Annotated in this window: 20 protein-coding genes; 8 read left to right on the top strand and 12 right to left on the bottom strand. The window is 71.7% G+C overall.

What is annotated here, in order from left to right; all coding sequences use genetic code 11:
* Positions 1 to 2: 2 nt before the first annotated feature.
* Positions 3 to 881 carry a type II secretion system protein GspK gene (locus HNR00_RS21005; protein WP_183572696.1) on the top strand — a complete coding sequence of 293 codons (879 nt, stop codon included), beginning with the start codon at positions 3 to 5 and terminating at the stop codon, positions 879 to 881.
* Between the two features lie 395 nt (positions 882 to 1,276).
* Positions 1,277 to 1,915: a heme-binding protein gene (locus HNR00_RS21000; protein WP_312886092.1), complete on the top strand. Its 639-nt coding sequence runs from the start codon at positions 1,277 to 1,279 to the stop codon at positions 1,913 to 1,915.
* Positions 1,916 to 1,928: 13 nt separating this feature from the next.
* On the opposite strand, the gene HNR00_RS20995 is transcribed toward HNR00_RS21000, so the two are convergent.
* From HNR00_RS20995 to HNR00_RS20960, 8 genes are all read right to left on the bottom strand, one after another.
* Positions 1,929 to 3,227, bottom strand: coding sequence for an NTP/NDP exchange transporter (locus HNR00_RS20995; RefSeq protein WP_246390884.1), 1,299 nt, complete (start codon positions 3,225 to 3,227; stop codon positions 1,929 to 1,931).
* A gap of 32 nt (positions 3,228 to 3,259) precedes the next feature.
* Entirely contained in the window at positions 3,260 to 3,976 is a 717-nt protein-coding gene (locus HNR00_RS20990; protein ID WP_183572690.1) for an NADPH-dependent F420 reductase, read from the bottom strand.
* Entirely contained in the window at positions 3,966 to 4,883 is a 918-nt protein-coding gene (locus HNR00_RS20985; RefSeq protein ID WP_183572688.1) for an aldo/keto reductase, read from the bottom strand. Before HNR00_RS20985 ends, HNR00_RS20990 begins: the two co-directional genes overlap by 11 nt.
* Positions 4,884 to 4,999: 116 nt before the next feature.
* Positions 5,000 to 5,557: a 16S rRNA (guanine(966)-N(2))-methyltransferase RsmD gene (gene rsmD, locus HNR00_RS20980; RefSeq protein WP_183572686.1), complete on the bottom strand. Its 558-nt coding sequence runs from the start codon at positions 5,555 to 5,557 to the stop codon at positions 5,000 to 5,002.
* Between the two features lie 28 nt (positions 5,558 to 5,585).
* Positions 5,586 to 7,481, bottom strand: coding sequence for a pseudouridine synthase (locus HNR00_RS20975; RefSeq protein ID WP_183572684.1), 1,896 nt, complete (start codon positions 7,479 to 7,481; stop codon positions 5,586 to 5,588).
* A gap of 102 nt (positions 7,482 to 7,583) precedes the next feature.
* On the bottom strand, positions 7,584 to 7,760 hold the full coding sequence (locus HNR00_RS20970; RefSeq protein WP_082552349.1) for a DUF1328 domain-containing protein: 177 nt from the start codon (positions 7,758 to 7,760) through the stop codon (positions 7,584 to 7,586).
* Between the two features lie 136 nt (positions 7,761 to 7,896).
* Positions 7,897 to 8,100 (bottom strand): CsbD family protein, encoded by a 204-nt coding sequence (locus tag HNR00_RS20965; protein WP_183572682.1) that lies wholly within the window; start codon positions 8,098 to 8,100, stop codon positions 7,897 to 7,899.
* Positions 8,101 to 8,234: 134 nt separating this feature from the next.
* Positions 8,235 to 10,355 carry a putative bifunctional diguanylate cyclase/phosphodiesterase gene (locus tag HNR00_RS20960; RefSeq protein WP_183572716.1) on the bottom strand — a complete coding sequence of 707 codons (2,121 nt, stop codon included), beginning with the start codon at positions 10,353 to 10,355 and terminating at the stop codon, positions 8,235 to 8,237.
* 263 nt (positions 10,356 to 10,618) lie between these two features.
* On the opposite strand from HNR00_RS20960, the gene HNR00_RS20955 reads away from it, so the two are divergent.
* Positions 10,619 to 11,533, top strand: a complete 915-nt coding sequence (locus tag HNR00_RS20955) for an alpha/beta fold hydrolase (RefSeq protein ID WP_183572680.1) — start codon at positions 10,619 to 10,621, stop codon at positions 11,531 to 11,533.
* 55 nt (positions 11,534 to 11,588) lie between these two features.
* On the opposite strand, the gene HNR00_RS20950 is transcribed toward HNR00_RS20955, so the two are convergent.
* On the bottom strand, positions 11,589 to 12,023 hold the full coding sequence (locus HNR00_RS20950; RefSeq protein WP_183572678.1) for a GlcG/HbpS family heme-binding protein: 435 nt from the start codon (positions 12,021 to 12,023) through the stop codon (positions 11,589 to 11,591).
* Between the two features lie 153 nt (positions 12,024 to 12,176).
* Here HNR00_RS20950 and HNR00_RS20945 point away from each other — a divergent pair, with 153 nt between their 5' ends.
* Both HNR00_RS20945 and HNR00_RS20940 read left to right on the top strand, forming a co-directional pair.
* Positions 12,177 to 12,548 carry a YciI family protein gene (locus HNR00_RS20945; RefSeq protein ID WP_183572676.1) on the top strand — a complete coding sequence of 124 codons (372 nt, stop codon included), beginning with the start codon at positions 12,177 to 12,179 and terminating at the stop codon, positions 12,546 to 12,548.
* Positions 12,545 to 13,831 (top strand): RNA polymerase sigma factor, encoded by a 1,287-nt coding sequence (locus tag HNR00_RS20940; RefSeq protein ID WP_183572674.1) that lies wholly within the window; start codon positions 12,545 to 12,547, stop codon positions 13,829 to 13,831. Before HNR00_RS20945 ends, HNR00_RS20940 begins: the two co-directional genes overlap by 4 nt.
* Here the strand turns inward: HNR00_RS20940 and HNR00_RS20935 are convergent.
* A complete protein-coding gene (locus tag HNR00_RS20935) occupies positions 13,795 to 14,334 on the bottom strand; it encodes a thermonuclease family protein (RefSeq protein ID WP_183572672.1) in 540 nt (179 codons plus the stop codon). The two genes, HNR00_RS20940 and HNR00_RS20935, sit on opposite strands and share 37 nt — an antisense overlap.
* A gap of 164 nt (positions 14,335 to 14,498) precedes the next feature.
* Here HNR00_RS20935 and HNR00_RS20930 point away from each other — a divergent pair, with 164 nt between their 5' ends.
* On the top strand, positions 14,499 to 15,287 hold the full coding sequence (locus HNR00_RS20930) for a DUF502 domain-containing protein (RefSeq protein ID WP_183572670.1): 789 nt from the start codon (positions 14,499 to 14,501) through the stop codon (positions 15,285 to 15,287).
* 28 nt (positions 15,288 to 15,315) lie between these two features.
* On the opposite strand, the gene HNR00_RS20925 is transcribed toward HNR00_RS20930, so the two are convergent.
* Complete coding sequence (locus HNR00_RS20925) at positions 15,316 to 15,642, bottom strand: hypothetical protein (RefSeq protein ID WP_183572668.1); 327 nt, start codon at positions 15,640 to 15,642, stop codon at positions 15,316 to 15,318.
* Between the two features lie 297 nt (positions 15,643 to 15,939).
* The gene (gene recG, locus HNR00_RS20920; protein ID WP_183572666.1) at positions 15,940 to 18,123 is read right to left on the bottom strand and encodes an ATP-dependent DNA helicase RecG; all 2,184 of its coding nucleotides are present in this window, start codon (positions 18,121 to 18,123) and stop codon (positions 15,940 to 15,942) included.
* 339 nt (positions 18,124 to 18,462) lie between these two features.
* Here recG and HNR00_RS20915 point away from each other — a divergent pair, with 339 nt between their 5' ends.
* Complete coding sequence (locus HNR00_RS20915) at positions 18,463 to 18,759, top strand: FAD assembly factor SdhE (protein WP_183572665.1); 297 nt, start codon at positions 18,463 to 18,465, stop codon at positions 18,757 to 18,759.
* A gap of 221 nt (positions 18,760 to 18,980) precedes the next feature.
* Entirely contained in the window at positions 18,981 to 22,580 is a 3,600-nt protein-coding gene (gene mfd, locus HNR00_RS20910) for a transcription-repair coupling factor (protein WP_183572663.1), read from the top strand.
* Positions 22,581 to 22,582: the final 2 nt, after the last annotated feature.

Genomic DNA, 22,582 nt, shown 5'->3' with positions numbered 1-22,582 from the left:
CCATGCGCGCGACGACGGCCAGGGGCGGGCGCGACGGCTTCATCCTCGTGGCGGTGCTCGGCGTCATGGCGCTGCTGGCGAGCCTGCTCGGCGGCACCACCGTGCTGGTGCGGGCCGCCTTCGAGGGCGTGCAGGCGAAGTCCGACGACCTTGCGCTGGACGGGCTGGTGCGGGCCGGGCTCGATCTCGCGGCCTACGAACTCTACGCCCTCAAGGTGCCCCCGGCCCTGATCGACGGCCAGGAGATCCGGCTCGATTCCGGCATGGTGACGCTGTCTGTCACCGACGAGGCGGGGCGGATCGACCTCAACGGCGCCGATCCGGCCCTGCTCGCCGCCGCCTACCGCGCCGTCGGCGGGCGCAGCCTCCGGCCGGAGGATTTTTCGGCGCGGGTCGTGGCGTGGCGCGACCGCTACGAGCCCAAGGACGGACAGTCTTCCCCGGGTGCCGCCCTGCGCACGCCCGAGGGGAACGCACGCCCCCATCGCCGCGAGGGGTTTCGCAGCATCGGCGAGCTGCGCTGGCTTGCCGGAATCACCGCCGCCGAGGCCGAGGCGCTCGCCCCGCTCGTCACCGTCAACAATCCCGGCGGCAAGGTCGACGTGACGAGCGCGCCTCTGCCGGTGCTGCTGGCGCTGCCGGGCATGCGGGCCACCCTCGCCCAGCAGATCCTCGCCCTGCGCCGCCGCCCCGACGGGCCGGCGCGCATCCTGCCGCTGCTGAAGGCGCAAGAGAGCTTCGTCGCGACCAAGGGCGGCGGCGCGCACCGCATCCGCCTGGAGGCGCGCTGCGGCGCGGGCGCGGCGCGCCGGGCCGAGGCGGTGATCACCCGGGCGCCGGCCAAGCTCGCGCCGTACTTCGTCGTGGAGTGGTCGGGATAGGAGGGGCGCGACGACGGACGTTTCTTCGCGGCGCCGCCGCGGGCAGGTTGGCGGGACCGGACTCATCGTGAGTCCGGACAGGGATGCTATTATTCGACGATATCTCTACAGACACGGATAAATCAAAAGACAGCCATTTCCGTAAATCGGCAAAATCTTAATCCGCGGTTAACGGTGAATATTTGCGAAAATACATCTCCGTGGTAGTCGGTCATGACTCCGCGACGATTCGATTCGCGGAGCCGGCTCTGCGGAGCCCAACAGAGGGTTGGGAAATGTCTTATTCAAAGCAACGGACCGGGACGGCCACAGTCCTCGGAGGCGCACTTCTTGCCGGAATGCTGATCTCGATCGCAGCCCCGGCCGCGGCACAGACGGCCGCACCGGACTGCCCGGTGACCTATGCCAATCTCAAGTCCGCAGTGACCCAGGCGGCCGCCGCCGATTCGACCGGCCTCAACAACGATTACTGGGCGGTCGTGGTGAACCGCGCCGGCACCGTCTGCGCCGTCGCGTATTCGGGGGCCGACGTCTACGCGCAGTGGCTGCTCAGCCGCCAGATCGCCGCGGCCAAGGCCTTCACGGCCAACGGCCTCAGCCTCAACGCGCCGAAGGGCCCCCTCTCCACCGCGCAGCTCTACGGCTTCGTCCAGCCGAGCCCGAGCGGCGGCAACCCGCTGTTCGGCCTGGAGGGCGGCAACGTGCTCGACTCGACCGGCGCCTACGAGGGCAATGTCGGCCTCTTCGGCACGGCGCAGGATCCGATGATCGGCCGGCGCGTCGGCGGCACCATCACCTTCGGCGGCGGCCTCGGCCTCTACACCCGCGGCACCAAGGTCGGCGGCGTCGGCGTCTCCGGCGACACCGCCTGCGCCGACCACTCGGTGGCGTGGCGCATCCGCACCACCCTCGGCCTCGTGCCGCCGGCCCAGACCGACACGATCACCCTGACCTCCGGCGCCACCCCGACCACCGGCGGCCATCCGCGCTGCCCGAACGATTCGGGCACGCAGGGCCAGACCGCGACGAACTGACCTCGCGCGCCGATCAGCGCGTGACGGCCGCGCCCTCCTCCCGGCCCGCCGGGGGGAGGGCATCCTCCCGCTCTGCTTCTCGCTGCCGCGCCACCTGCGCCCGACCGAGCCAGAGCGCGTTGGCGAGCCACGCCGCCGAGAGCGGCACGGCGACGATCGCCGCCGCGTGGCCGCCGTAGCCCAGCGTCGACAACCCGGCATAGGACCACGCGCCGACCTGATCGCCCAGGCGATAGACCACCGTGTCGATGAAGCTTTTCGCCTTGTAGCGATCCTCCCGCGGGACCACCGTGAACAGAACCTCGCGGATCGGTCTCGCGATGGCGAAGTTGCCGGCCCGGCGCAGCCCATAGACCACCACCACCACGCCGACCGTCGGCGAGAGCGCGAGCGCGGCGAAGCCGACGATGCTCGCAAACGGCAGCAGCGCCAGCGTCACGCCGACGCCGAGCCGCCGCACGATGCGGCCGGTGAAGAACAGCTGCACGCCGAGCGTCAGGGCGTTCACCGCGAGATCGACGGTGGCGAAGAAGGCGGTCTGCGCGCCCCGATCCGAAAAGCTCCGCTTGGCCACCGCCGCCTGCTCGAAATACAGGAACGTCGCCGTCACCGAGAACAGCATCAGGAACCCAGCGATATTGAGGAGGTAGGGCGAGGCGAGCGTGCGCCGGACGCCGGCCCACACGTCGCCGCCGATGGTCTCGCCCGCGCGGGACGCCTCCGGCACCGCGTGCAGGCGCCCGATGATGGAGGCCAAGCCCCGCATGGCGAAGACCGCGGCCTCCAGCAAAGCCGCCGCCGCAACCAGCAGCACCCAGGTCGGCACGTCGCGGGCGAGCGTCGCGGTCACCGCCGAGCCGCAGATGGCCCCGAGCGTGGCGCCCGCGGCGATGAAGCCGAACAGCCGCTTGCCCTGTTCCGTGGTGAACACGTCGACGATCGTGGCCCAGAAGATCGAGACCACGAACAGGTTGAAGATCGACAGCCAGACGAAGAAGGCGCGCCCCACCCAGAGCGCCGTCTCGCCCTCGGTGACCGCGATCAGCCCGGCGAAGATCAGGATGTTGAGGATGAAGAAACGGTAGGTCAGCGGCACGAAGCGGGCCCGCGGCAGGCGCTTGACCAGCCACGCGAAGGGCAGGTTGAGCGCCAGCATCCCGACGAGCGTCGCCAGGAACAGCCAGGGCAGGTTCTCCAGGCCGCCCGCCACGCCCATCTGGTCGCGGATCGGGCGCAGCACGTAGTAGCTCGCCAGCAGCGCGAAGATGTAGGCCCAGGACCACGCCAGAGCCGGCCCCTCGCCCGGCCGCATATCGACGAGGCGCGCGAGCCGGGCGGACAGGCTCAAGGCGCGACCCCGAGCTTCGCCTTCAGCTCCGTCGCCGACAGCTCATGGCCGAAGCCGGCCGAGCCCATCGCGAATTTCTTGGCTGCATCCAACTCGCCGACCACGACCGGATCGAAGCCGGCATCGCTCACCAGCGTGCGGGCGGTGTCGAGGGCCTTGGGGTCGTCGCCCGCGATCGGCACCGCCATGCGCGGCTCGGGGCGCCCCGCATTCTTGAGGAAGATCCTGTAGTTGGCCGCGTTGAAGGCCCGCACGATCCGGGCGCCCGCGAGGTATTTGGCCGAGACCGCGCCGATCCCGTTCTTCTCCACCTCGTCGTAGATGTCGCCGTCGCGCGCCTTCACGGCGTTGCCCGCATCGATCACCACCTTGCCCTTCAGCGCGGCGGCGTTCTCCTTCCCCAGTTCGGGATAGGCCTTGTAGGGCACCGCGATCAGCACGGCGTTGCCGAAGGCAATCGCTTCGGCCGGGGTGCCGGCCCGCGCCTTGGGGCCGAGTTCCTCGATCAAGGCCTTCAGCTCGTCCGGATGGCGCGAGGAGAAGAACACCTCGTAGCCCGCCTTGAGCCAGAGCCGCCCGAGGGTGCCGCCGATATTGCCCGCGCCGACGATCCCGATTCTTCTGGGATTTTCGGATTGCGCCACAGCCGGATAGGCGAGGGTGCTCGCCAGGAGCGCGAGTACCGCGCGCCGCGCAAAAGCATCAGACCGCATCGATGAAGGCCTCCATCTTGCGCCGCTCGGTGGCGTCCGGCACGCGCCCGCGGGCGGCGCCCATGTTGTCCTCGACGTATTGCGCCTTGGCCATGCCGGGGATCGGGCAGGTGACGGCCTCGTTGCCCAACACGTATTTCAGGAAGAACTGCGCCCAGCTCGCGCAGCCGAACTCACGCGCGAAATCCGGCACCGGCTTGCCCTTCACGGCGGTGAACAGCCGGTCGCGGCCGAACGGCACGTTGACCATCACGGCCACGCCCCGCTCAGCCGCCAGCGGCAGGACGCGCTCGGCGGCCTTGCGGCTGTCCAGGGCGTAGTTGACCTGGAGGAAGTCGAGTTTTTCGTTCTTCAGCACCGTCTCCAGCGCCGGGAACTGGTCGTCGCGCCAGACCGTGACGCCGACATACCGGATGCGGCCCTTCTCCTTGAGCCCGCGCAGGATCGCGAGGTTCGATTCCGTGTCGATCAGGTTGTGCACGGCGATCAGGTCGATTTTATCGGTGCGCAGGCGCTTGAACGAGCGCTCGGTCTCGGCCACCGCCGCTTCGCGCCCCGTCGCCGCGACCTTGGTGGCCAGAAAGATCTTCTCGCGTAAGCCTTCGAGGATCACGCCGAGCACGTCCTCGGCGGTGCCGTAGCTCGGGGCGGTGTCGATCACCGTGCCGCCGAGCGCCACGAAGCGCTCCACCGCCTCGCGCAAGGGCGCGGTCGCCTCCGGCGTCACCGCGACCTCGTAGCGGCGCGAGGTGCCGATCCCCATCGCCGGCAGCCGCTCGCCGGAGTCGGGAATCGGCCGGGCGATCAGCGCCTCCTCGGCGGCGCGGGCGGAGTTGGGACCTTTGAATCCGGCCCCGGCGGCGGCGAGCGCCGCCCCGTGCAGAAGCGTTCGGCGGGAGATCGGCATGGGGCCTCCTTCGCGGGCGTGCCCGACCGAGATAGGGCAGCGGGCCGGGAAGGGGCATCATGTGCCGAGCGGCCGATGTCGCGGGCGCCATCGCGGACCGGAACCGCGCGGCTCGCCTACCCCTCGAACCGCGCGAACGTCACCGCGGTCTCGCCGTAGCTCCGCCGCTCCAACTCACGAAAAGAACCCTCGGGCAGGACCGGGCCGGCGCTCGCCACCTCCTCGACGAGGACGAGGGCGCTCACGGCGAGCCAGCCGCCCTTGGCGGCAGCGGTGAGCGCCGCGGGGGCGAGACCCTTGCCGTAGGGCGGGTCGCAGAAGATCAGGGTCGCGGGCGGGTCGGCGCTGGGGCCGAGGCGGGTCGCGTCGCGGCGGATCAGGCGGGCGCGAGCCCGGCCATCGAGCGCCGCGAGGTTGTCGCGGATCAGGTTGCCGGCCTCGCGGCCGTCATCGACGAGGAGCGCGAAGGCCGCGCCCCGCGACAGGGCCTCGAAGGCGAGCGCGCCGGTGCCGGAGAACAGGTCGAGCACGGTCGCGCCCTCGACCGGGTCGTCGTAGGCGTGGGCCAGGACGTTGAACAGGGCCTCGCGCAGGCGGTCGGAGGTCGGGCGGATGCCGTTCCCCTTGGGCCCGGCGAGCCGGCGCCCCCGCCAATCCCCGCCGACGATCCTCACGGCGTGTCAGCCGCTCCGGCCGGCCGCATCAGGCGCCGCCGCGCGGCGGACGCCCACCGCCGCGGGACCCGCCGGGCTTGCCGCCGGGCCGGCCGCCGCCGCCCGCACCGCCGGGACGAGAGCCGCCCGGCCGCGCACCGCCGGGCTTGAACCCGCCGCCCGGACGACCGCCGCCGCCGGCCTTGAAGCCGCCCTTGAACCCACCACCCTTGGCGCCGTCGCGCGCCTCGCCCTGGCGCGCGCCGCCCTTGAAGCCCGGCTTGCCGCCGAAGGGTTTGCCACCCGCGGGCCTGTCGCCGACGGTTTTGCCGCCGCCCTTGAAGCCGCCGCGCTCGGGCCGGCCTTCGGAGCGGGTGTCGCCGCGCGGGGCGCGGGCCGGACGCTCGCCGTCGGCCGACCGCTCGGGCCGCGGCCGGTCGCGCGGGGGGCCGCGGCGCTCCGGAGCGCCGGCATCGAAGGACCGTTCGCGGCGGGGCGCGCCCTCGCCGTGCTCCCGCGGGGGGCGGCCCTCGCCCTCGCCGCGCTCGCGGGGCGGGCCGCGGCGCTCGGAGGCGCCGTCCTCGTCGCGGCGGCGGGGGCGGGCATCGCCCGAGGGCGCCCGGCGCGGCGCGGCCGAACGCGCGTCGCCCCGCTCCGGACGATCCTCACGCGGCCGGCGCTCCGGCCGCTCGGCGCCCTCCTCGTGGTTGCGGAAGCGGACGCGGCGGTGCGGCTCGGGAGCCGGGGCCTCGGGCGAGGCCTTGAGCCGCTCCACCAGCACCCGGCGCTCGCCGACCGCCTTGATGGCGCCGACCCGCTCGCGGCCGCGCTCGGCCGCCGCCGCGCGGGCGGCCTTGGGGTCGCCGCCGCGACGCGGCACCTTCGCGGCGCGGGGGCGATCCTCGTCGTCCGCCCGCCAGACGGTGGGCGAAGCGGCGCGCTGCGGCTTTGCCGGGGCGCGCACGGCCCCCCGCGCCGGCGCGGCGGGACGGGCCGGGTCGCGCGGCGGGCGGGCGCCGGCGCTGCGCGCCCGCGGCGCCGGGCGCTCGGTCTCCGCCCCGCGGGCGGCGGCTTTCGCCGCCTTCTTTGGGCTTCCGAACGGGGCGATCGCCTCGCGCACCGGGCTCTCGAAATCGACGCCGGCCTCCTCGGCCAGCGTCTTGCCGAGCTGCTCCTTGAGCACCTTGGTGCGGATCTCCTCCACCAGCCCGACTTCGAGGTCGCCGAGCTGGAACGGCCCGAACGAGAGCCGGATCAGGCGGTTCACCGACAGGCCGAGATGTTCGAGGATGCGCTTGACCTCGCGGTTCTTGCCCTCGCGCAGGCCGAGCGTCAGCCAGACGTTGTCGCCCTGCGCCCGGTCCAGCGTCGCCTCGACGGGGCCGTACTCCATTCCGTCGACGGTCACGCCCTTCCTGAGCTTGTCGAGGTCGGCCTGGTTCACGTCGCCGAAGGCGCGCACGCGGTAGCGGCGCAGCCAGCCGGTGTCGGGGTGGGCGATCACCTTGGCGAGCCCGCCGTCGTTGGTGAGCAGCAGCAGGCCTTCGGTGTTGATGTCGAGCCGGCCGATGGCGACGACGCGGGGCAGGTCGTCGGGCAGGCCGTCGAACACGGTGGCGCGCCCCTCGGGGTCGCGGGCGGTGGTGACGACGCCGCGGGGCTTGTGCAGGATCCACAGCCGGGTGCGCTCGCGGGCCGGCAGCGGCTCGCCGTCGACGGTGATGCGGTCGGCATCCGTCACGTTGATCGCGGGCGAGGCCAGCACCTGCCCGTTCAGGGTGACGCGGCCGGCCTCGATCAGGGCCTCCGCGTCGCGGCGCGAGGCGATGCCGGCGCGTGCGATGGCCTTGGCGATGCGCTCGCCCTCGGGCGCGGCGGCGGCTTCCGCAGGCGCGGCAGCTTTTTCCGCGGGCGCGGGCTGGGTGGGGTCTGTGGTGTCGGTCATCCCGGCCCCTTAGCAGAGCGAGGGGCCGCGCAAAAGGAAAAGGCGGCCCCGAGGGCCGCCTCTCCTGAACCGGGCCGAGGGGCCCGGGCTACACTGTCGTCGTCAGAGCCGCGGCGAGCGACCGCGCACGGCGCCCATCACCGCCGAGATCAGGAACAGCGCGATGGCGACGAAGAAGACGATCTTGGCCGCCTCCATGGCGGTGCCGGCAATGCCGCCGAAGCCGAGCAGCGCGGCCACCAGGGCGACGACGAGGAAGGTAACAGCCCAACCGATCATGGTATCCTCCTAAAGGTCCGTTCTGGCTTGAAGAATTGCCAAGCTGCCCGGTTCGTTCCGTCGATGGAGCGGAAAACGTGTCCGGGGCGAAGCGGTTCGCCGGGCGGAGAGCCTGGAGCCCTCGCCCGGCCTCGGATCAGACCTTGCCCTTCACCGCGTCGGCGGCGTCGCCCGCGGCCTTCTTGGCATCGCCCTTGAGCTGCTGGCCCTCGCCCTTGACCTCCTGGGCCTTGCCGTCGGCCTGGAGCCGCTCGTTGTCGGTGGCCTTGCCGATGCCCTGCTTGACGTTGCCCGCGGCCTCGTTGGCGAGGCCCTTGATCTTGTCGACGGTGCTGCTCATGGCGCGTCTCCCGTGTCCGTGGCGCGTCCCGACGCTGCGTCGGGTTCGGCCGGTCGGGAGGGCAACGAAGGCTCGCGCCGTCATGTTCCGCCGATTAACATTTCGACCCGCCGCCCGGACGGTCGATACGGCGTTCACGCCGCCATCGTCGCCACGTCCTGCGCAGCGAGCAGAGCCACGTCCTGCGCGGCGAGCAGAGCCGCGATCTCGTCGGCGGGCCGGGGCGGGCTGAACAGGAAGCCCTGCACCTCGCGCGCGCCCTCGGCCCGGACGGCGGCGAGCTGCGGCTCGGTCTCGACGCCCTCGACCAGCGTCGTGATGCCGAGGCTCTCGCCGAGGCTGACGATGGCGCGGATGATCGCGCCGGCATCCGGGCTCGCGGCGCAGTCGCGCACGAAGGAGCGGTCGATCTTGATCTTGTCGAAGGGGAAGCGGCGCAGGTAGCTGATCGAGGAATAACCGGTGCCGAAATCGTCCATGGAGATGCGCACGCCGAGCCGGCGCAGGGTGTGCAGCGTCTCGAGATTGGCCTCGGTGTCGTCGAGGAGCACGCTCTCGGTGATCTCCAGTTCGAGCCGGGTCGCCGGAAGCCCGCTGCCCGCGAGCGCGGCGAGCACGCCCTGCGCGAAGCCGCGATGGCGCAGCTGGATCGGCGAGACGTTGACCGCGACGCTGATCCCGCCGGGCCAGCCGGCGGCGTCGCGGCAGGCCTGGGCCAGCACCCAGGCGCCGAGGGGCACGATCAGGCCGGTCTCCTCGGCGAGCGGGATGAACAGGGCCGGGCTGACGAGGCCCCGCTCGGGATGGCGCCAGCGCACCAGCGCCTCCATGCCCTTGATGCGGTCGTCGGAAAGATCGACCAGCGGCTGGTAGTGCAGCTCGAACAGGCCGTCCCGGAGGGCCTCGCGCAATTCGCGCTCCAGCACGAGGCGCTCGCGGGCGGTCTCGTCCATCTTCGGCTCGAACAGGCGGAAGGTGCCGCGGCCCTCGGCCTTGGCCTCGTAGAGGGCCATGTCGGCCTCCTTCAGCAGGCGCTCGATGTCGTGCCCGCCGCCCGCGTCGGGACCGGCGAGCGCGATGCCAACGCTCATGCCGATCTCGGCGGTGACGCCGTCGAGCCGGTAGGGGGCGCTGACGGCCCGGATCAGGCGCTGGGCGAGCGCCGCCGCGCCGTCCGCGTCGTCGACCGCGTAGAGCACCGCGAACTCGTCGCCGCCGAGCCGGGCGACCACGTCGCGCCCGCGCACCTTCGTCCGCAGCCGCGCCGCCACCGCCTTGAGCAGGCCGTCGCCGACGGCGTGGCCGAAGCTGTCGTTGACCGGCTTGAACCGGTCGAGGTCGAGGCAGAGCACCGCGAGCCCCGCGCCGGCCTCGTGGACCTGGCGCAGCAGCTCGGCACCGACCTCGCGGAGCGCCGTGCGGTTGGGCAGGTCGGTCAGCCCGTCGTGGCGGGCCATGTGGATGATGCGGGCCTCGTTGCGCCGCCGCTCGGTGATGTCCTCGAAGGTCGCGACCCAGCCGCCGCCCGGCATCGGCCGGTGGGTCGCGGCGATGATCCGCCCGTCGGCGAGTTCGCGCATCAGCGATTTCGGACCCTCGGCGGCGAGCGAGGTGCGCGTGCCCTCGCTGACCGAATCGACCGTTGCCTCGCTCCGGTAGCGTCCGAGGCGCACCAGCAGCTCGATCACCGCCCGCTGGCTCATGCCGACCTGGAGGGCGTCCGCCGCCAGCCCGAACATCTCGAGATAGCGCCGGTTCCACACCAGCAGCCGGTGCCCGGCATCGAACAGGCACAGGCCCTGGCTCATGTTCTCCAGCGCCGCGTCGAAGAGCCGGTTCTGCTCGCTGATCTCGGCATGGGCCGCCATCAGCGCGTCGCGGGTGCGGTGCTGCTCGCTCACGTCGCTGCCGACGCCGCGATAGCCGAGGAACGCGCCCTCCGCCGAGAAGCGCGGGCGGCCGCTGATCTCGAACCAGCGCGGGGCGCCGTCGGGATGGCGGTAGCGATAGGTCAGGTCGCGGAACGGGCGCCGCGCGGCGAGCGCGTCGTGGTAGGCCGGCAACCCGTCGGCTCCGGCCTCGCCGTCCGTCTCCTGGGCCAGGGCCCGGCGCGCGATCCCGAGCACGGCGGCGACCGGTCGGCCGAGGAAGCGCTCGGCCTCGGTCGAGACATGGCTGAAGCGCCCTTCGGCGTCCGTCTCCCAGAACCAGTCGGCGGCGATCAGGGCGAAATCTTCGTGGATCGTCAGGGTCATGATGTCGGGCCCGTGCGGTGAGGCCGTGACGTGAGGACGCGAATCGGTCCGTGGCGTCACCGCGGAATCGAGGCGGAGTCTCGCGGACATGTGTTAATTTTCGGCATGCCCAAGGCATAGGCAATCTGCTTAAGCCTTGATCGATAAGCGAAATTCTCAGCGGGACCGGGGGGCGCTCGATCGGCCGGTGCGGGAGCCAACGCGAGCCGCCGCCGTTGTCACCGACTTCGGGCACAGGCGGAACGTCGAGCGAGGTTGGGCCGATGGCGGATGGCGACGATCTGTTTCCGGGCTTCGCGCCGCTCTGGATCGAGGGGCCGGCCGGGCGCTGGTTCGCCCGCGCGGGCGGCCCGGAGGAGGCGCCGCCGCTCCTGCTCCTGCACGGCTTCCCCCAGAGCCACGCGATGTGGCACCGGCTGGCGCCCGCGCTCGCGCGGACGCACCGGGTGATCGCCCTCGACCTCAAGGGCTACGGCTGGTCGGCGGCCCCGGATTCGGAGGACGGCGCGGCCTACGCCAAGCGGCGGGTCGCGGCCGAGATCGTCGCCGTGATGGAGCGGCTCGGCCATGTCCGCTTCCGGCTGGCCGGGCACGACCGCGGCGGGCGGGTCGCCTACCGGCTGGCGCTCGACGCGCCGGGCCGGGTCGAGCGCCTCGCGCTGCTCGACATCGTCCCGACCCAGGTCCAGTGGGAGCGGATCGAGGCGCATCCGGGGATGAACGCGCATTGGCCGTCCCAGGCGCGGCCCGCGCCGGAGCCGGAGCGCGAGATCGGCCGCGACCCGGACGCCTATTTCGAGGATCTGCTGCGCCGGTGGAGCGCGGCGGGGGACCTCTCCGCCTTCGATCCCCGGGCGCTCGCGCTCTACCGCGAGGCCTGGACGGTGCCCGAGCGCATCCACGCATTCTGCGAGGATTACCGCGCGGGCGGCCCCGACGGGCCCGACCGCGCCGCCGACCGGGCCGACCTCGCGGACGGCCGCACCCTGACGATGCCGGTCCTCGTGCTGGCGAGCCGGCACTACCTCGACAAGGACAAGCCCGAGGCCGCGATCGACGCGTGGCGGCGCACCTTCGCCCCGAAGGCGGAAGGGATCTCGATCGACAGCGGCCACTTCCTCGCCGAGGAGGCGCCGCAGGCGACGCTGGCCGCGCTCGAAGCGTTTTTCGGACAGTGATCGGGCTCGCCCGAGCGCGCCCGATCACCCCGGAGGCGGCCCGCCGCGGCGGAGATCAGGTCCGCCAGGGATGGTCGGGCAGCTCGGTGTCGCCGACGACCTGGGCCCCCGCGAGCGCCACCGCGTCGTCGTTCTCCACCGAGGAGCCGCTGACCCCGATGGCGCCGGACATCTCGCCGTCGGCATCGACGATCGGGATGCCGCCGGGGAAGGTGATGAGGCCGTCGTTCGAGTGCTCGATGCCGTAGAGCGAGCCGCCGGGCTGCGACAGCCCGCCGATGGCGCCGGTCTTCATGCCGAAGAACACCGCGGTCCTGGCCTTCTTCTGCGCGATGTCGATGGAGCCGACCCAGGCGCCGTCCATGCGGTGGAACGCCTTGAGGTTGCCGCCGGAATCGACCACGGCGATGCACATCTGCGTGCCGAGCTCCACCGCCTTGGCGCGGGCCGCCTCGATCGCCTTCTCGGCCTGCTCGATGGTGACGTGCATGGCGTGATCCTCCGTGAACCGGGCCTCTCGGGCCCTACGGCCGAGGTATGCGCCGGGCCCGGCCGTTCAAGTCGCCTCGCGCGCCATCGATTTTGCGACTCGGTGTCGGCCCCGGCTACCCTCGCGCGTCCTCGGGACCGGAAAGGCCAGCCGATGCTCTACGCGATCCTCTGCTACCACGACGAGGCCGCCGTCTGCGGCTGGAGCCGCGAGCAGGACGCGGCGGTGATGGCCCGCCTCGGCGCCGTGCAGGAGCGACTCGCCGCGCAAGGCAAGCTCGGCCCCGTCGCCCGGCTGATGCCGACCACCGCCGCCACGACGCTGCGCAAGTCGGTCGAGCCGCCGCTCGTCCTCGACGGGCCCTTCGCCGAGACCAAGGAGCAGTTGCTCGGCTTCTACCTCGTCGAGGTGGCGGGGCTCGACGAGGCCCTCGCCATCGCCCGCGAGCTGGGCGTGGCCAATCCCGGCGGCTCCTACGAGCTGCGCCCGGTCGGCCATTTCCATGCGGGAGCTACGGCGACATGAGCGGTCTCGACTGGATCGAGCAGGCGCTGGTCGCGGCCCGGCCCACCGCGCTCGCGGCCCTGCTGCGCTACTTCCGCGACCTCGACCTCGCCGAGGAGGCGTTCCAGGAGGCCTGCCTGCGGGCGCTGGCGCACTGGCCGCGCAACGGTCCGCCGCGCGACCGGGCCGCATGGCTGATTCTGGTCGGACGCAATGCCGGGGTCGATTCCCTGCGCCGCCGCAGCCGCCACGAGGCCCTGCCGGACGAGGCGGAACTCTCCGACGGCGAGGACGCGGAGGCCGATCTCGCCGAGCGGCTCGACGCCGCGCATTACCGCGACGACATCCTGCGGCTCCTGTTCGTCTGCTGCCATCCCGACCTGCCGCGCACCGGCCAGATCGCGCTGGCCCTGCGGATCGTCGCGGGCGTGCCGACCGCGCGCATCGCCCGCGCCTTCCTCGTCGGCGAGGCGGCGATGGAGCAGCGCATCACCCGCGCCAAGGCCCGGGTGGCGCAGGGCTCGGTGCCGTTCGAGGCGCCGGGCCGGCCCGAGCGCGCGGCCCGGCTCGCGGCGGTCGCCAGCATGCTCTACCTCCTGTTCAACGAGGGCTATTCCGCGGGCTTCCCGGAGGCGGATGCCCGCGCCCCGCTCTGCGACGAGGCGATCCGGCTGGTGCGCCTCCTGCTGCGGCTGTTCCCGGCCGAGCCCGAGATCTCAGGGCTTTGCGCCCTGATGCTCTTGCAGCACGCGAGGAGCCCGGCCCGGTTCGACGCCCACGGCGCGGCCATCCTCCTGGAGAATCAGGACCGGGCGCAGTGGGACCGGGCGATGATCGGCGAGGGGCTGGCGCTCCTCGACAAGGCGATGCGCCACAACCGGGCCGGGCCCTACCAGATCCAGGCGGCGGTCGCCGCGCTCCACGCCCGCGCCGCCACCGCGGCCGAGACCGACTGGGCGCAGATCGACCATCTCTACGCAGCCCTGGAGCGGATGCAGCCCTTGCCGGTGGTGACGCTCAACCGCGCGGTCGCGGTGTTCAAGACGCGTGGACCCGAGCCGGCGCTTGCCCTGATCGAGCCGCTGGCCTCGGCGCTTTCCGGCTACTTCTACTTCCACGGCGCGCGCGGCGCCTTCCTGAAGGCGCTGGGGCGAACCGAGGAGGCGCGGGCGAGCCTGACCCGGGCGATCGGACTCGCCGGCACCGCGGCGGAGGCGGCCTTCATCCGCGGCGAGATCGATGCGCTCGCCGGGATGGAGACGATGCCTCAGGGATCGAGCGCGCTGACCCGCTTGGCGGAGTAGGGCACCCGGCCGCGCTCGGTCGGGTCGGCGAAGACGCCGGCCCAGAGGCCGCGGCGGCGGCTCCAGGCGCGGGCCTCGTGGGCGACATAGTCGCGGACGTGGAAGCGGTCGGCGACCGCGTGGCCGCTCTCGACCATCCAGGCGCCGAGATCCTCCCCCTCCTTCCGGCAGACCGCCAGCAGGCGGTCGAACCGGTCGCGCCCGCGCGGCTCGCAGGCGAGGCTCCCCTCGCCGATCCGCTCGGCCAGGGCCCGCGCCGCCGCGGCGCCGCAACGGATCGATGCGCCCCGCGCGCTCTCGCAGGCGGCGCCGGGGGCCGGCGCGACGATGCCGTAGAGCCCCACCACCTGCCCGCGCAGCCGCAGGGTGTCGCCCTCGATCACCGCGGCGCGGCCGGTGACGGCGTCCCCGGCATCGGCCTCGTCGGCGCCGGCCGGCCCGCACAGGGCCGCAGAGATCGAGAGGACGGCCAGAACCGTCCGGGCGCGCGTCGCGACAATCATGAAAAGCCTCCGCAGCCGGCTCGCAAGTTCCGCGCCGGATCGAGGCGGGAGTGCGGCGGGAGCGGAGCGTTTCAGCCTTGAGCCGCCCGGTTCCAGCGGCTACGTCTCTGCCCGGACACGGCGGAAATGCCGGCCGTCCCGGCTCCGTCGCCCGAGGTGCATGCGTGGCGCCCACCCTGTCGCCGATCCCCGAGGCCCCGGATTCCGCGCCCTCGAAGAAGCGCGTCAGCGCCCGCGGGCGCCTGCGGACCTACTTCCTCACCGGCATTATCGTCGCGGGGCCGCTCGCGATCACGATCTACATCACGTGGTGGTTCATCGCCCTCATCGACGGCTGGGTGAAGCCGCTGGTGCCGGCCAATTACCTGCCGGACCATTACCTGCCGTTCTCGCTCCCCGGCATCGGCCTCGTCATCGCCTTCGTCGCCGTGACGATGCTGGGCTTCCTCACCGCCAACCTCGTCGGGCGCTCGGTCATCGAGTTCGGCGAGGTGCTGCTCGCCCGCACGCCCGTCATCTCCGGGCTCTACAAGGGCCTGCGCCAGATCTTCGAGACCCTGTTCTCGGCCAACGGCACCTCGTTCCGCACCGTGGGGCTCGTCGAGTTCCCGGTGAAGGGCACGTGGTCGGTGGTGTTCCTCTCCGCCCCCGCCGCGACCGAGGTGCGGGACGCGCTCCAGGCCAAGGAAGGCGGGGCGCACGACTATGTCGGCGTGTTCCTGCCCTGCGCCCCGAACCCCACCACGGGGTTCTTCTTCTACCTGCCGCGCTCCGGGATCGTGGAAGTCGGCATCAGCGTGGACGATGCGGCCAAGCTCGTGATGTCGGCGGGCGTGATCCAGCCGGAGGACCCGCAGGCCCGCCTCAACGCCATGGCGGCCACCTTACGCCAGACGCAAGGCGGCCCGGACATGGAAAAGGCGCGCCGGGAGCCGGCGCGCCAGGATGGCTGATCGGAAAGATCGCCGAGTCGAGAAAAAATCAGTGCTGCAGCGAGGCCTTCTCGGCCGCGATGGTCGGCGGCGTGGCGTCGGCGACCTGATTGCTGATCGCCGGGCGGGCGACCGGGCTGTTCCAGTCGGTCGCGACCTGGGCGGTCAGCAGCAGGGCCAGCACGGCGCAGAGCGCGTTGGCGGCGATCCAGAACCGGCGCGAGGACTGCTTCACGGCGCTCAAGAGGGCGTCGGTCGTATCCTCGTCGCGGCTCACGCGATCACTGATCGGCATCAGCCACGGCTCGGCGGACAGCGCGTCGGCTCCCCAATTCTCGGAGGAACCCGGCAGGCGTTGGAACGGTGCGATCGACATGGCGATCCTCCTTTTTTCCAGTGGCACCCCGGTCTACGAGGCCGTTCGTTCATCTCCAGTTAAGCGGCAATTGGGGCAGATACAAGGTAATTCCCAATTTACCACCTGCCGCCCTACTCATCCAGGCTCTCCGCCAACGCTGATAAGTGACTGATTTCGTTTTCAAAAATTCGATGGCTTGCGTCGCCACTGCGACATTCTGCTGTCCCTTCCGGCCGCTTCCGCTTTCCTGAATGAGCCGTTCAGCTTCGCGGGGTTCCTGAACGAAGCTGAACGGATTCGCGGTCCGGCAGCGACTCAACCCGCCCCGATCAGCCGGATCGCGGCCTCGCGCTCGAACAGGTAGAGCAGCACCCGCAGGGCCCGGCCGCGCTCGCTCCGGAGCCGCGGGTCGCGCTCGACGATCAGGCGGGCGTCGTCGCGGGCGGCCTCCAGCAGGTCCCCGTCGCTCTCAAGGCGTGCGAGGCGGAAGGCCGCCATGCCGGACTGGCGGGTGCCGAGTACCTCGCCCTCGCCGCGCAAGCGCAGATCCTCCTCGGCGATGCGGAACCCGTCCTCGCTCGCCCGCATCATCTCGAGGCGCGCCTTGGCGACCTGACCGAGCGGCCCACGGTAGAGCAGCAGGCAGGACGAGGCCTTGGAGCCGCGCCCCACCCGGCCGCGGAGCTGATGGAGCTGGGCCAGACCGAAGCGCTCGGCATGCTCGATCACCATGATGGTGGCCTCGGGCACGTCCACGCCGACCTCGACCACGGTGGTGGAGACCAGCACGCGGGTGCGGCCGGCGGAAAACGCCTCCATCGCGGCGTCCTTGTCCGGCCCCGGCATCTTGCCGTGGATCAGGCCGACCCCGTCGCCGAAATGCTTCTTCAGGTCCTCGAACCGCTCTTCCGCCGCGGCGAGGTCCACGAACTCGGACTCCGCCACCAGCGGGCAGATCCAGTAGACCCGGTCGCCCGCGGCCAAGGCGCGATGCAGCCCGTCCACCACGTCGCCGATGCGCTCGTTCGGGATGGTGATGGTCTTGATCGGCTGGCGGCCTGCCGGCTTCTCGTCGAGCACCGAGACGTCCATGTCGCCGAAGAAGGTCAGCGCCAGCGTGCGCGGGATCGGGGTGGCGGTCATCACCAGGATGTCGACCGCCTCGCCCTTGGCGCCCAGCGCGAGGCGCTGGTGCACGCCGAAGCGGTGCTGCTCGTCCACCACCGCGAGCCCGAGATCGCGGAACGCCACCGCCTCCTGGAACAGCGCGTGGGTGCCGACCACGATGTCGATGTTGCCGGACGCCAGATCGGCCAGCGTCGCCCGGCGCTCGGAGGCCTTGTCGCGGCCCGTCAGCAGGCGAAGGCGCAGGCCCTCCGTGAGCGGGGCGAGGCGCTCGTAGTGCTGGCGCGCCAGAATCTCGGTCGGGGCCATCAGCGCGGCCTGCCGCCCGGCCTCGACGGCGGACGCCATGGCGAGCAGCGCGACGGCGGTCTTGCCCGAGCCGACATCGCCCTGAAGCAGGCGCAGCATGCGCCGGTCGGAGGCTAGGTCGGCGCGGATTTCCTCGACCGCGCGGGCCTGTGCTCCGGTGAGAGCGAAGGGCAGGGCGGCTTCGATCCGCGCCTTCAGATGCCCGTCGCCGGCGTTGACCCGGCCGGGCTTGCGCCGCTGGCGGGCGCGCAGCAGGGCGAGCGCCAGTTGCGAAGCCAGCAGCTCGTCGTAGGCGAGCCGGCGCCGGGCCGGGCTCGGCGGCGGGGCCTCGCCCTCGCGGGGCGGCGGGGGCGCCTCCTCCGGGCGGTGCTCGATCCTGAGCGCCTCGGCGAAGGCCGGGAAGCGGTTCTGCGCCAAGAAAGCCGGGTCCTGCCACTCGGGCAGAACGGGGAGCCGCTCCAGCGCACCGTGGACGATTCGGCTGATGACCCGCGAGGTCAGGCCCTCGGTCGCGCCGTAGATCGGCTCGACCGCGGGCAGGCTCGCGAGCCCGGCCTCGTCGAGGATGCGGGTGGGGTGGACCATCTGCCGATAGCCGTCCCACAGGTCGATCCGGCCGGAGACGTAGCGGTGGCTCCCGAGCGGCAGCATCTTCTCGATGCGGCCCTTGGGCATACCGAAGAACACGAGGCTGATGTCGCCGGTCCCGTCCTCGACCAGCACCCGGAACGCGCGCTTGCCCAGACCCGGCGGGCGGTGGGCCACCACGGTGACGCCAAGCGTCACCGGCTCGCCGGTCGGCGCGTCGCGGATCGAGCCGCAAAGCGGCCGGGCGACCCCGCTCTGGGGCAGGTGGAACAGCAGGTCGGCCACGCGGGCCGGGCGCTCCTCCGAGCCGAGCAGCTTTTCGATCAGCGGCGCGATCTTCGGCCCCACGCCCGGCAGGCCGCGGGCGGGGGCGAAGAGCGGATCGAGGATGCTCGGGCGCAGCGACGGGGCCTCGTCCCGCGGGGGCGGGGCGGGGCCCGGATCGGAGGCGAGGGCCTGTTCGGTGTCGGGGATCATGAGCCTTTATGGCGCGAGAGTCGGAGCGACGGGCCCTCCCACCCACCCCCCTCATCCTGAGGTGCCGCGAAGCGGCCTCGAAGGAGGGCTCCAGAATCCGCCGAGCGATCTGGAGCCCTCCTTCGAGGCCGCCGCTGCCGCGTCGGCACCTCAGGATGAGGGCACGGGTGGGAGCGAGGTTCTTCGACCGGGCCGCGGGCGCCACGATACCGCGTTTCTTCGCATCCGCGCAGATGGCATCGGGCGCGCACCGTTTGCCCGAAGCTGTTTGCCCCTGGGCCGATGCCCCTCTACATGCCTGTCGTCACCACGAGAGCCATCTCGGAGGGATTTTTTGCGATGTCCGGCACCACCCGCTCCAGCGCCGACCTCGACCCGCGCCGCCGCCGCACCCTGTTCCGGGCGTGGCACCGGGGCATCCGCGAGATGGACCTGATCATGGGCCGCTTCGCCGATGCCGAGATCGGCGACCTGTCGGAGGAGGAGTTGACGCAGTTCGAGGCGCTGATCGAGGTGCCGGACCGCGACCTGTTCCGCTGGCTCACCGGCGAGGACGCGACGCCGGAGAACTACGACACCCCGGTCTACCGCCGGCTCAAGTCGTTCCATCGGCACGACGCGCCGATCCATAACTGAACATTGCTGACGCGGTCTGCTTCCTGATACGCGCGGGTCAATAACCCTCCCCCCTCTGCGGGGGAGGGTGCCCGCGGAGCGGGCGGGAGAGGGGCCGGCTCCGCACCATCCGGCAAACGGCGTTCCCCTCTCCCGACCCTCGCTGACGCGAGGGCCACCCTCCCCCGCAGAGGGGGGAGGGACGTGACGTCGAGCGCTCGCTTCAAGAAACCAACGATCCGATGGCCAAGCCCCAGCCCAAACCCCCGGCCTCTCCGCCGAAGCCGCAGACCGCGCGCTTCGCCCTGCCGAAATCGGCGCCGCTGACCAAGGCGCTCGACGCGTTGAAGCGCGGCGACAGCCCAACGCTGGCCTCGGTGCCCGACGGGTTCGACGCGCTCGTCGTCGCCGACCTCGCCCGCGCGCTGTCGGGCGCGTTCGAGGGCCCGGCGGTGCTGGTGCATGTCGCCCGCGATTCCGGCCGCTCCAACGCATTCCAGACCGCGCTCAAGTTCGTCGCCCCCGAGATCGAGGCGATGAGCTTCCCGGCCTGGGACTGCCAGCCCTACGACCGCGTCTCGCCGAACGGCGCCATCGCGGCCCAGCGCATGACCGCGCTCTCGCGGCTCACCCGCTCGCGCTCGTCGGAGGAGAAGCCCCGCATCCTCTGCACCACGGTCAACGCCCTGGTGCAGCGCGTGCCGCCCCGCGCCAAGGTCGCCGTCGAGACGTTCTCGGCCGCGATCGGCAACGTGGTGCCGATGGACAAGGTCGTGGCCTGGGTCGAGGCCAACGGGTTCTTGCGCACCGGCACCGTGCGGGACACGGGCGAGTATGCCGTGCGCGGCGGCATCCTCGATCTCTCGCCGCCCGGCCTGCCGAACCCGATCCGCCTCGACTTCTTCGGCGATACCCTCGAATCCATCCGCGCGTTCGATCCCGAGACGCAGCGCACCGTGGGCTCGCTCCGCTCCCTCGACCTCGTGCCGATGAGCGAGGTGCAGCTCACCACCGAGACGATCCGGCGCTTCCGACAAGGCTATCTGACGAGCTTCGGCGCCGCGACCCGCGACGACCGGCTCTACGAGACCGTCAGCGAGGGCCGCCGCTATGCCGGCCTCGAGCACTGGATGCCGCTGTTCTACGAGCATCTCGACACGGTGTTCGACTATCTCGGCGACGTGCCGATGGTGTTCGACGCGCAGGTGGAGGAGGCGGCGACCGAGCGCCTCTCGCTGATCCAGGACTACTTTTTGGCCCGCGAGAGCGCGCTGAAGACCCCGCAATCCGGGGTCGCGCCCTACAAGCCGCTGCCGCCGCGCGCGCTCTACCTCACGCCGAACGAGTGGAAGGCCAAGGTCGAGGCCGCCGCGGTCGCGCGCCTGACCCCGTTCGCCCAGCCCGACTCGGATGAGCGCGCGGTGATCGATTGCGGCGCCAAGCCCGGCCGCAACTTCGCCCCCGAGCGGGCGGATGAAGCCGCCAGCGTGTTCGACGCCGCGGTCGCCCACATCCGCGATCTGCAAGGATCCGGGCATCACGTGATCCTGGGCTCCTGGTCCGACGGCTCGCGCGACCGGCTCTGCGGCGTGCTCTCCGACCACGGCCTCAAGAAGCCGATGGAGATCAACACGCTCACCGCCGTCAACGCGCTCAAGCGCGGCACCGACGTGGCGATGGCGGTCTGGGGCCTGGAATCCGGCTTCACCATCGACCGGCTCGCCGTCATCGCCGAGGGCGACATCCTCGGCGACCGGCTGGTGCGTCAGAAGCGCAAGTCGAAGCGGCCCCAGGACATCATCCTCGAAGTCCAGGCGCTCCAGCCCGGCGACCTCGTGGTGCATTCCGATCACGGCATCGGCCGCTTCGTCGGCCTCAAAACCGTGACGGCGGCCGGCGCCCCGCACGATTGCCTGGAGCTGCAATATACCGGCGGCCTGCTGCTGCTGCCGGTGGAGAACATCGAACTCCTGACCCGCTACGGCTCGGAGGATTCGGAGGTGGCGCTCGACCGCCTCGGCGGCGGGGCGTGGCAGGCCCGCAAGGCCAAGATGAAGCGCCGCATCCTCGAGATGGCGGCCGAACTCATCAAGGTCGCCGCCGCCCGCTTCGTGAAGCCCGCCCCCTCGCTCAAGGCGCCGGAGGGGATGTACGAGGAATTCGCCGCCCGCTTCGCCTTCCAGGAGACCGAGGACCAGGCCAACGCCATCGACGCGGTGCTGGACGACCTCAATGCCGGCCGGCCGATGGATCGCCTCGTCTGCGGCGATGTCGGCTTCGGCAAGACCGAGGTGGCGCTGCGCGCGGCCTTCGCCGCCGCCATCTCCGGCAAGCAGGTCGCCGTGGTGGTGCCGACCACGCTTCTGGCGCGCCAGCATTACCGGACCTTCGTGGAGCGCTTCAAAGGGCTGCCGATCCACATCGCTCAGCTCTCGCGCTTCGTCTCGGCCGGCGATCAGCGCCAGAACCGGGCGGGGCTCGCCGAGGGCACGGTCGACATCGTGGTGGGCACCCACGCGCTGCTCGCCAAGAACGTCGCGTTCAAGGATCTCGGCCTGATCATCGTCGACGAGGAGCAGCATTTCGGCGTCGCCCACAAGGAGCGGCTCAAGGCGCTCCAGGCCGACGTCCACGTGCTGACGCTTTCGGCCACCCCGATCCCGCGCACGCTGCAGCTCGCCATGACGGGGGTGCGCGAACTCTCGATCATCGCCACGCCGCCGATGGACCGCTTGGCGGTGCGCACCTTCGTCACCCCGTTCGATCCGCTGCTGATCCGCGAGGCGCTGCTGCGCGAGCGCTACCGCGGCGGCCAGTCGTTCTACGTCGTTCCCCGGATCGAAGACCTCGCAGAAGTCAAAAAATTCCTCGATCAGGAGATGCCCGAGACCACGGTGGCGGTCGCCCACGGCCAGATGGCGGCGGGGCAGTTGGAGGACGTCATGACGGCGTTCTACGAGGGCAAGTACGACGTGCTGCTCTCGACCACAATCGTCGAATCCGGCCTCGACATCCCGACCGCCAACACGCTGATCGTCCACCGCGCCGACATGTTCGGGCTCGCCGCGCTCTACCAGCTCCGGGGCCGCGTCGGCCGCTCCAAGGCGCGGGCCTACGCCCTGTTCACGACGCCTCCCAACCGCCAGCTCACCGCCCAGGCCGAGCAGCGCCTCAAGGTGCTCCAGAGCCTCGACACGCTCGGCGCCGGCTTCCAGCTGGCCTCGCACGACCTCGACATCCGCGGCGCCGGCAATCTGCTCGGCGACGCCCAGTCCGGCCACATCAAGGAGGTGGGCTACGAACTCTACCAGCAGATGCTGGAGGACGCCGTCACCGCGCTCAAAGCCGGCATCACCGAGCCGGAAGCGGAGGCGTGGTCGCCCACCATCGCGCTGGGCGCCCCCGTCACCATCCCCGAGGACTACGTCGAGGATCTCACCGTGCGGCTCGGCCTCTACCGCCGCCTCTCGACCCTCGAGAACGACGCCGAAATGGAGAGCTTCGGCGCCGAGCTGATCGACCGCTTCGGCCCGCTGCCGCCGGAGGTGGAACAGCTCCTCAAGATCGTGACGATCAAGATCCTGTGCCGCGACGCCAACGTCGAGAAGGTGGAAGCCGGCCCGAAGGGCGTCGTCGTCCACTTCCGCGAAAAGTCCTTCGCCAACCCGCAGGGGCTGGCCGCCATGGTGGTGGAACAGGGCTCCTTCGCAAAAGTCCGCCCCGACATGAGCGTGGTCTTCATCCGCGAACTCGACACCATCCCCGAGCGCCTGAAGGTGACGACGCAGATCCTGCGCGGGCTGGTGACGATCGCCGGGCGGGGGAAGAAGAAGGCGGCGTGAGG

The organism is Methylorubrum rhodinum, assembly GCF_014199935.1.
GTDB lineage: Bacteria > Pseudomonadota > Alphaproteobacteria > Rhizobiales > Beijerinckiaceae > Methylobacterium > Methylobacterium rhodinum.
The sequence above is the reverse complement of the archived record's forward strand: the minus strand, read 5'-3'. Positions and strand labels throughout refer to the sequence as shown.